The organism is Okeania sp. SIO1H4 (genome assembly GCF_010672695.1).
Classification (GTDB): domain Bacteria; phylum Cyanobacteriota; class Cyanobacteriia; order Cyanobacteriales; family Microcoleaceae; genus Okeania; species Okeania hirsuta.
In genome coordinates, this window is the sequence record NZ_JAAHGB010000124.1 from 1 (window position 1) to 10307 (window position 10307).

The 10307-nt window shown below is 32.9% G+C and carries 7 protein-coding genes; 5 read left to right on the forward strand and 2 right to left on the reverse strand.

The window, feature by feature from the left end; genetic code table 11:
- Nucleotides 1–988 precede the first annotated feature (988 nt).
- Together F6K06_RS32410 and F6K06_RS32415 are read right to left on the reverse strand one after the other, a co-directional pair.
- Complete coding sequence (locus F6K06_RS32410; RefSeq protein WP_124145750.1) at nt 989–1420, reverse strand: NUDIX domain-containing protein; 432 nt, start codon at nt 1418–1420, stop codon at nt 989–991.
- Nucleotides 1421–2692: 1272 nt separating this feature from the next.
- Entirely contained in the window at nt 2693–3355 is a 663-nt protein-coding gene (locus tag F6K06_RS32415) for an ureidoglycolate lyase (RefSeq protein ID WP_124145749.1), read from the reverse strand.
- Nucleotides 3356–4441: 1086 nt separating this feature from the next.
- Between F6K06_RS32415 and F6K06_RS32420 the strand changes: the two genes are divergently transcribed.
- The 5 genes from F6K06_RS32420 to F6K06_RS32440 form a co-directional block, all read left to right on the forward strand.
- Nucleotides 4442–8188 (forward strand): tetratricopeptide repeat protein, encoded by a 3747-nt coding sequence (locus F6K06_RS32420; protein ID WP_287244939.1) that lies wholly within the window; start codon nt 4442–4444, stop codon nt 8186–8188.
- Between the two features lie 76 nt (nt 8189–8264).
- Nucleotides 8265–9167, forward strand: a complete 903-nt coding sequence (locus F6K06_RS32425; RefSeq protein WP_287244941.1) for a Stf0 family sulfotransferase — start codon at nt 8265–8267, stop codon at nt 9165–9167.
- A 40-nt stretch (nt 9168–9207) separates the two neighbouring features.
- The gene (locus F6K06_RS32430) at nt 9208–9672 is read left to right on the forward strand and encodes a hypothetical protein (protein WP_287244943.1); all 465 of its coding nucleotides are present in this window, start codon (nt 9208–9210) and stop codon (nt 9670–9672) included.
- Complete coding sequence (locus F6K06_RS32435) at nt 9635–9949, forward strand: hypothetical protein (RefSeq protein ID WP_287244946.1); 315 nt, start codon at nt 9635–9637, stop codon at nt 9947–9949. The genes F6K06_RS32430 and F6K06_RS32435 overlap by 38 nt, the downstream gene beginning before the upstream one ends.
- Nucleotides 9950–10032: 83 nt before the next feature.
- On the forward strand, nt 10033–10307 hold a 275-nt coding region (locus tag F6K06_RS32440), incomplete at its 3' end, for a tetratricopeptide repeat protein (protein ID WP_287244948.1).

Sequence of the window (10307 nt, forward strand, 5' to 3'; positions counted from 1 at the left end):
ATAGAGAGAAAAGTAGCGTTAGCGTCAAATGTGAACATACAATATCTGGCGTGAAGAGATATAATGCAGGGAGAGGATTGTATCGAAATCACATTAAAGATGCGCGACGATCGCTTCATGTTCACTGCGGCTGGACTCTGGAATTTCTACTTAATGGTAGCATAGTTTAATCAGTGAAAACCAGAATTTTCCCATTTCACTTTAAGGTTTTATTTCGCGACAAGTCTAATGTTTACAATATAAGTAACTTAGTCTTAAAAAATGTGTAATTAATTTTGTGTACCTGCTTAAATACTATTCCAATATAATTCCAATATATAGCAATTATCAAAAAGCGTAAGGTACAAAATTCGTTTGTTTTAGGGAACAGGGAACAGGGAATAGGGAATAGAATAGAAAAAGATAGGTGTACCTCATTAGTCTGAGAAACGCTATATGATAATATCATGTCCGCACTATATCGTTTGTGTAAACCCAAGGGTAAATATTTACAGGAAATTTAAGTTTTTTTCTTGCTCAATAGTCTTCCTTCCTTTTCCCTCTTCCGTTTACCGAATAATTAAGGTAAAAATCCTCTAACTCGCCGTGGAGAAACAAACGGTCGAGGGATGGATGGGTTTCCTAAGCATATCCAATCGACCAAGAGAGAAAAAAATTTTCCTTTTATTCAATCCTCTTCCTTTTAGGGCTATGCTTTATAAACATCTTTCTTAACATAAAAATTGACAAAATAGACAAGTTATGTATAAGTCTTGAAAAGGTTTTTGTCAGAGAAAAAGTGTATTAAAAAGTACATTTTTTTTGATAACTGAAGTAGTTTTTCCTATCTACTATAATTCTGTCTCCTTTCTCCCCTGCTCCCTGCTCCTCTGCTCCCCTGCTGACCACAAGGTTTTCAGGAGTTCCTTATAAGGGATAGCTTTTAGGGAGAGGTAATTATCAATTATCAATTATCAATTATTGAACCTCTTCCCTCTTCCTTTCAAATTTACACCAAATCTGCTGCTTGTAATGCTGTCCAAACTCTATTTGAACACATCTGCGGTGTCAGAGTCGCGATCGCCAACCACTTAATACCCAGAGGTCCGACTTCTGGATCGTCACTACTAAGATTAGTTGGTTTTGGTTCCACCCTACATTGATAGATAATATTTAAACTATGAAGTACCTTCCCCTCCCCTTGAGGAAAAAAATTCTCTGCTATTGTTAGCAGTCGCTCTACTTGAAAATCAGTAATTCCTGTTTCTTCTCTAATTTCCCGCGCTAGTCCCTCCATCAGGGTCTCTTGTGGTTGCAGTCCCCCTCCTGGTAAGTCCCAACAATTAGGTTCTGGGTCTGTCATTTGATGCAACAACAAAACTTGATTGTCTGCGACGAAGAACCCCAATACTGCTACTCTCAATCTTACTTCTGTTTGCATTTATTTTAATTAAAATTAACTCAACCTCTTTCAGATATTAAGTATAAGTCTAGTTATTTAGCAATTGTATTTGAGCTGATAAAAATGCGATCGCTCTAGTCACATACAACTCATTTGAGATTTATTTAAAAAGAGATGGAGAGTTAGGGAAATGGGGAGTATTTTTCCACCTTTTTCCTTTATGCTTTCCCCTGATCTCCTGACTCGGTCCTCAGTCCTCCTGACTCCTAGTCAAAAAACGCCGGTCCCAGACATTGATACCATTTGAGATGTATATTCATTTTTAGTTGGACAATATGTAATCTTAAAGACTTTCACAAAAAAGTTTTCAGATATTCTAAATATTAATAAACTTATTACTAAGTAGTTATACTTGGATTTATCTCATTTATCTATATTAAAAACAATAATTATACTCTTTTCTCTGAGATTAAAAGTTCATCAGAACTGCTCAACAACTTTTAGGCCAGATACAACCTCTGAAAAAACATCATCAAGAATCCTCATAGCTGAATATATAAGATCGAATTCTCTACATCAATATTCAAATATATAACTTTTTTTTATGATTTATATTTTTATAGTCTTTATTTGGTTATATTTTAGATATTTGTAGAAAAACTTTAGCGGTCTGTTTCTCAAAAAAATGATTTATGTTAGGATTAGTATATGATATTAATTACCAATAAAAATTGGGAATGTATACTAGGGCGCATTTTGTTAAGAGACAGGCGATAAATGGTTGATGGCATCGGATTAACCCAACTGGTAGTTCCAGGTTTCACCCTATTGAGGTACTAAATTAGGAGATGTCATGATCTTGAAAACAATAATAAGAGTATTAGAGAGAAAAAAATTACAGCTAGGGGGTATCCATAATGATAGACTTTGATGGGTTTTACATTTTACTAACAGCTACAGTTTATCATTTTCTTTGTGGGTTTAATACCCCACCGTCTACACGGTGTTCAAAATTACTTGGGGTTAGAATCCCCATGTAATTTTCCTCCTGTCTCCTGTCTCCTGTCTCCTGTCTCCTTCTTCAATTGGGATTAATTTACTTAGCATTGAGCTGGATTCCAAATATAATTAAGAAACTTGGCTAGAGATTAGAGGGTTATCAGATAGGGGATCGAGGTAAAAACTTTATTCTAATAAATATGATTATTGGAGCGATCGCCTATTAACCCCACCTTTTTCAAGCAAAATATTTTCATTAGTCTGACCGATAATATTAAGAAAAGTAACTAAGTCAAAATACTTATTATAAAATTAATTATCTAATTTTTTTAAGGGTACAGAAAGAAACAAACCAAACTCTTGAGCAATATTACAACTAACTCTGGCATGAACCTTGCCTTGGCAATCATAAAAACTAGCTTCTGAAGTTAGTGGAAAAATTCCTTCGTGCCAAATATTAGGATGTATATATAGTCCCCGAGTGCCATCAAAATAAAAAGCTTTAAAATCTTCTGGTTTCACATCATCACCAGGTAAAGCTAAAGGTACAACAAATGGCGAACTATTCAGAGGGAAAAATAATTGCCCACTGTCTGGATGATAATTTGTATGCCATAACAAAACACAAGAACGATCTAATTTTTCCTGGGGAATTTTTTGAGCTTCCCCAGGATTTTTTGACCAACCAAATAGATATTGATCGTTCACTGCTTGGTTTCTACCATACAAAAAATCTCCTTCCCACCACACATCAAAATTGCCTGCAGTAGTACCACCTTGATTACCTGTATCTACATCTATCGAACGCCAACCTTGAGCAGGCCAAGTAACAATTTCAATGGGAAAATTTCGATAATCATCTACCAGTTGTCCATAACCTTTGAGTGACTCAGGTGTAGCGATGACAATTGGCAGTTTGTACCAAGGCAGTTCCAGGGGTACATCAGGAGAAAGATAATCAATTGGTTGTATCATTGGTTAAAAATATTACAGCGCTTTTATATGAGACTAAAATGCCTCTATCATTGACTTAGCAGAGTTCTGTCAACTAGATAATTGTGTTTCAACAAACAGCCATTTCTACATTTGCTTGCCGTTGTCTTTTGCAAATCTCTTAAAAGTTTTGTTCTGATTCTAGTGTAACTATCTTTTTTGAATTTGGTATGATTAATCCTATCTAACTACTGTTCGCTCATCCTACCCTATGGCAAAATACAGCGTTTTGCAGAACTATTAGGTACAATAGTAATAATATTAAATGAATGGAGAAAGTTTTCAACAATTTATCCAAGAAGAATTAGGTCCCAAATTATCGCCTGGAGCGGTAGTAGATTAGTTCTCTCTCGCATATTTACAGTTCAAACCCTCTAAAATAATCCTGAATCAACCACCCATATAAAAATTGGGCGTTGCTGAATAAATGTATGATTTCACAGGAAGACCGAGGAGTGAGTCAGGAGGACCGAGTCAGCACAGTAGGTAGAAACAAGTTTTTCGGTGATTAAATTAGGAAGAAATAGGTATAATTTGCAGTATTGTTTTGGCTGAAAATTTACCACTAGTTGAATTTCATACCTCAAATCAGCAACGCCAAAAATTGTAAATAAGTGTATCTATCTCCCTATTGACCAGAATTTAATCCCATCAAGCATCTACGGTAGGAACTAAAAGCATTTATCCGCAGATTTCTTCCCATAAACTTTGAAGCAGTAACCAAGTTGTTAGAATTATACCATGTCCGGATGATTAAGTATAATAAAAATTTTCTATTGAAGTTATCTGGAAGGAATATCCCAAATTTGTGCTCGGTTTCCAGTGTTAGAGCTTGAATTTACACCTACGACCTACCACCTAAGAACTTTAGTATAACTAATTAAACGAAGATGATATTAGGTATTCAGTTGTGTTCCTTGGAGCAAATAAAATTTTTTTTTTACTCACTGTTGTTACTGTACTGATTATCTCTGCAAATAGCTGTATTATTGATCTAGATATATCAGACAGGAGTAGGTAATAGAGGAAACTTCAAAAAAATTTGTATCGCTCACAAAACAGCAAAAAATGAATGTTAAACAGGCAAAAATTTATTTCAGCTTAGGTAAAGCCTTAGCAAAAAAGAGAGAATGGAAAGAGGCGATCGCTGCTTATCGTCAAGCAATTGAAAGAGAACAAAATTTTGCAGATGCTTACCACTTTTTAGGTGATGCTTTGGTAGAAACAGGAGATCAAACAGAAGCAATAAATGTTTATAAAAAAGCAGTTGAAATCAACCCAGAATTGTGGGAAGTATATCATAAACTAGGGAATTTGTTGCCAGAAATAGGAGAGTTAGAAGAGGCGATTATTAATTATCATAAATCTATAGAATTAAAGTCAGATTTTTGTTGGTCTTATAATAACTTGGGAGATGTTTTAGTTAAGTTAGAAAAGTGGGAAGAGGCGGTTAGTGCTTATCGTCGAGCAATAGAATTAAATCCTGACTTTGCTTGGACTTATGATAATTTAGGGGATGTATTGGTAAAGTTGGGGAATTGGGAAGAGGCGATCGCTACTTATCGTCAATTCATGGAAATTCAACCTAATTTTTCCCCTAAAGTCGAGGAAAAATTCAATCAAGCATTGCATCAGCAAGTTAAAGGAAGATTAGAGCAAGCATTAAGTTGTTATCGACAAGCGATTGAGAAAGACCCGACAGATGTAGAAAGTTATCAAAAGGCATTAGAAATTAAGCCTGATGATGCTGAATTATATATAGGTTTAGGAAATGCTTGGTATGATAAGAGGGAGTATCAAAAAGCTTTTGATGCTTATCAAAAGGCACTTCAAATTCAACCTAATTTAGTTAAAATAGAGGAAAATGCAATTGTATTTGCAGCTTGCCAACAAGCACTAAAAATACATTCAGGTGTTTTGAAGATAGAGGTAGAGAATTCAAAATTAAGTCATACTGAAACAACTACAGAAAACTGGCAAAAATACAGAAATTTAGCTCAAGAAAAAATCGCAACTGAGAACCAAGAAGAAACAGTGGCTATTGATGAAAAACTTATTAGTTTAATTTATGAAGAATGTATAGGAAATTGTATTAAAGGTTGGATATTTAAACAGCAAGGTTCAACCAAAATATTAACAATAAATCTATACATTGATCGTCGAAAAGTCAGCCAAATTATTTGTAATGATTATAATAAGTCGAAAATCAATGATCTAGAAAAAGGTAAATATGGTTTTGAATTTACTATACCTGATGAATATTTGGATGGAAAAGAGCATAAATTAGAAATAAAAAGTTTAGATAATCAACAAATAATTTTACACAGAAATTTTAGTTTGCAAATCAAGGGAAATATTGATGTTGTCAATAGTATGCGAATTGAAGGTTGGATAGTTGATATTAACTCACCTCACAATAGTTTAGAATTAGATGTTTATGTAAATGGCTTAAAGTATCAGTCAATTGTAGCCAATTTACAAAGAGATGATGTAGGAGAAATTTTTGGTTTTTCTAAATTGGGATTTTTTGTGAATTTATCTGAGGAAAGGTTGCGAGGTAGTGAAATAGTATTGACTTTAAAAGATTCTTATTTGCCAATCCTTAATACTCCTATTATGGCAATTTCACAAGAAGCAAAAACTCACACCATTTCATTATTGAACCAAAAAGTATCGGGATTTGATTTCTTAACAGATGGTGAAAAACAATGGCTCACTAAAGTAGTATTTCCGAATTTAAAGAATTTCATACGGCATCAACAAAAAAATGAACAACAATTATTTAATGCCAAAACATATCACCAATTATCATTGTGGCGATCGGTAAAACAAGAAGCTCCATTAAATGTTATTGTCCCAGTATATAGAAATTTAAAAGTAACACAACAATGTTTAGAAAGGGTAATTCAATCTCAGCGAAACCGTCCATATAAAATAACAGTAATTAATGATTGTAGTCCTGAACCAGAAATTCATACTTATTTAGATGAATTAGCTAATTCAGGTCAAATAAAATTGATTAAACACGCTAAAAATGAAGGTTTTGTCCGGTCTGTTAATAATGGAATGATGTCTGATACACAGTCAGATGTTGTCTTGCTAAACTCAGATGCTTATGTAACAGATTATTGGCTAGACTATTTACGAGAAGCAGTCTATAAAGAAGAAAGAATTGCCACAGGCACACCTTTTAGTAATAATGCAACAATTTTTAGTTATCCTATTAATTGTCAAGAAACTGAAGATATACCTAAAGATTTGACTTTAGAAGAATTAGCTCAAATATGTCGGCAAGTTAATCAAAATGTGACAATTGAAGTTCCTTCAGGTCATGGTTTTTGTTTATATATTCGTCGTGATGCTTTGAGAGAAGTTGGTTATTTTGATGCTGAAACATGGGGTAAAGGATATGGAGAAGAAGTTGATTGGTGTCAAAGAGCTTTAGATTTAGGTTGGCGACATATTGCAGCAACAGGAGTATTTATTCAGCACGTTGGCAGTCAATCTTTTGTTGGTGATAAAACTGATTTACTTAATCGTAGTCTTAAATTGATTCGTAAAAAATATCCTGAATATGATTTAGTTATTCAAGAATTTATTAAATCAGATCCTTTTGCTACTGCACGGAGGAATATTGATTTAGAAAGGTTAAAACGTTGTGGTAATAGTTTCATTTTAATGATTAATCATAACTTGGGAGGTGGAACTGAAACACATTTGCAAGATTTAGTTGTTCTTTTAGAATCAGAAAATATAATTGGTCTAGTTCTCAAACCATATGCTGAATCAAAAGATTGGGTTGAATTAACTGCTCCAAAGTTAGATTTATTAGCAAGATATAATCTGAGTAATGATGGGAAAACTTTAATTCAAGATTTACAAAATTTAGGAGTATTTCATATTCATATTCACCATACAATAGGTTTTTCTAAAAATTTTCTTGATAAATTGTTGAAAGAGTTAGCTCTTAACTATGACGTTACTCTCCATGATTATGCGTCTATTTGTCCCAGGGTGAGTCTGAGTCAGGCTGAAGGTAAATATTGTCAAGAACCACCTATTCAAGTATGTGAATTATGTATTGAAGAGCATGGTGCCCATAACAGTCTACAAAAATTATATGAAGAAATAGACAGTATGGAAATCTGGCGTTCCAACTCAGAAAGTTTATTAAAAAAAGCTAGAAAAATCTTTGTTCCTAGTCAAGATATGGCGACAAGAATGAGCAAATATTTTCCTGAATTAGAGTTTACATTAAGGTATCATCCCGAAGTAAGAAAAACTATTACTCTACACTCTCAAAATGATGATAAATCTAACATTAGAATAGGTTTAATCGGTGGTATATCAGAAATAAAAGGTCTAAATACTCTTTATAATTGTGCTAGTTATGCTGCTAAAATAAAGAAAGACATTGAATTTATTGTCATTGGTAAAACGGCAAATAATAGTTTATTTGAAAAATTGTCAAATGTTAGTATTTATGGAGCTTATAAACCAGAAGAACTAAATGAGTTAATTAGTAAAAGTAAATTAGATGTTGCTGCCTTTTTTAGTACATGGCCGGAAACTTATTGCTATACTCTTAGCGAAGCATTAGAAAATGGTTTATATCCTTTTGTTTTTGATATTGGGGCCGTAGGTGAAAGAGTCCGCAAGTTAGGATTAGGTTATTTAATCGAGCCAGATGTTAATGTTGCTTCTTTGGTTGACGCATTGTATAGTTTTGCTAATCAATGTCGTCAACAAGAGGATACTGTTAATATAGGAAATGATTATAGTGATTTATTTATGAATAAATATTATAACTTATAACTATAATAACTTAATTAATTGTAATTATTAGAATATTGATAATCAATACCGACCTAAATAAAATTAAGAAATAGCAATGACTCAAACTATAACTAAAAAAACTCAAAATAAAATCTTACAAGTTTTAAGTGATTTTCAAGAACTAGCATTACTTGATAAGAGTCGCAATGTCATAAAAAGTTATCAACAATTATCTCTTCCCATTAATGAATATACTATATGTATTACTCCCAGAAGTGGTAGTTCTTGGCTGACAGAAATTTTATCAAAAACAAAAATTTTAGGTAACCCAGAAGAATGGTTTAATCCAGGAAATTTACCTGGTATTATACAAAATCATTATCCTTGCCTAGATGTAATAGAATATTTTGATTGCATTAAAAGAACACAATGCACAGAAAATAAAGTATTTGGTATGGAATTAAGCTTTTTTCAATACCAACTGGTTTGTGAAGCTTTAGAAAAAACCAAAAATGATTCATCCTTAAGTTTATTAAACCTAGAAAAAAACAAATCTATTTATCTTTACAGACTCGATCTAGTTGCACAAGCAGTTTCGCTTTATAGAGCAGTGGAAACAGGTATGTTCCATTCAGCACAAAAAAATGCTTCTGAAAAAGCTTTAATAGATTTTGATTATTCAGAAGACAAGATATGGAATTGGTTGATTCATATTCTACAGCAAGAATTTGGATGGCAGCAAAGCTTTAGCAAAAAAGGTATTTCGCCTTTGTGTTTAACTTATGAAGAAATGTGGTCTAATCCTAATTTGACTAAACTAAGAATAATTAATCATGTTTTAGGAAAATCTAATCAAGTAGATGAAATATCTTCTTACAATCATACTAAGATTGCCAATTCTAAAAGTAACGAAATTGTTACCAAATTTTATGAAAATAATTCAGAAAAAATAGAATTTTGTTTAAAAAACAGAGGAAAAGTTAATGCTACCCAGATCAAGAAAGAATTGGCATTGTAAATTATTAGTGGTGCATACGTAAGAAAACAAAATTAATCTGATGAGAGTAAATATTACTGAAGAACAAAAACAAAAACTGAGAGAATATGGAGTAGAAATTCTCCACCCAAGTAGTATGTCATTACCAACTGAATGTTGGCTTGAACCTCCTTGTAGTTTAAAATATGCCCAATTTCACCATTCATTGTCTCTTGGTGCATTTAGTTATCAGGTAAGAGGTTTTTGCTTTGCTGCCAACATAGGTAGATATACATCTATAGGTGAAGATGTACAAATAGGAAGACAGAATCATCCTACAACTTGGTTAAGTACAAATCCTTTTCAATATAGGTCAAGCAAGTTATTCAATGTCGGTTACAATTTTGAAGACTCAGAACTATATCATCAATATGTTTCTCATCTAGTGGGAAAAGTGCCAGCTATTCAAGTAAAAATCACTAACATAGGCAATGATGTTTGGATAGGTCATGGAGCATTATGTTCGTGCTGGTGTTACCATAGGTAATGGTGCAATTATTGCGGCTAGAGCAGTTGTTGTTAAAGATGTTCCACCTTATGCTGTAGTTGCTGGTAATCCTGCTGTTGTGAAAAAATATAGAGTAGATGAAGAATTAATTCCTCGTTTAGAAGCTTTGCAGTGGTGGAAGTTTTCTCCCTGGCAGTTGGGAAAAATAGATTTTCAAGATATTAACAAAGCAGTTAAGCAAATTGAAGAATTAACAGAATATCAGAAACCATACCAACCGAATAAAATTTTTATAGGTACTTTTGCTGTTTTATAAGTGGTAAAAATTTTGTAATTTTAAAAAGAAAAAAATTCCTGCGAAAGTAAACTCTCAAAAAAAACTTGCTGTGACATAACAATATGAGTTTTTCATTTCCAGAAGATAAAGAATTTGAAGAATACATTATTGAACTATATCAAATTGTTCAACAAAATCCTAATGACCAATCTTACTACGAGTTAGGAGAAGCACTGGCCAAAATACAAAAATGGTCAGAAGCGATCGCCTCTTACCAAAACGCCCTCAAACTCAACCCCAACCTCCCAGGAATACATCAAAAAATCGGGGATGCTCTACAACAACAAGCAAAAGCAGAAAAAACTAATCTGCTTAACTATTACAAACAGAAAATTCA

Bases quoted from the DNA above. Each gene is read 5' to 3' on its own strand.
- F6K06_RS32425 (WP_287244941.1), top strand. From the start codon at position 8,265: ATGACTCAAACTATAACTAAAAAAACTCAAAATAAAATCTTACAAGTT.
- F6K06_RS32420 (WP_287244939.1), top strand. From the start codon at position 4,442: ATGAATGTTAAACAGGCAAAAATTTATTTCAGCTTAGGTAAAGCCTTA.
- F6K06_RS32430 (WP_287244943.1), top strand. From the start codon at position 9,208: ATGAGAGTAAATATTACTGAAGAACAAAAACAAAAACTGAGAGAATAT.
- F6K06_RS32415 (WP_124145749.1), bottom strand. From the start codon at position 3,355: ATGATACAACCAATTGATTATCTTTCTCCTGATGTACCCCTGGAACTG.
- F6K06_RS32435 (WP_287244946.1), top strand. From the start codon at position 9,635: ATGGAGCATTATGTTCGTGCTGGTGTTACCATAGGTAATGGTGCAATT.
- F6K06_RS32410 (WP_124145750.1), bottom strand. From the start codon at position 1,420: ATGCAAACAGAAGTAAGATTGAGAGTAGCAGTATTGGGGTTCTTCGTC.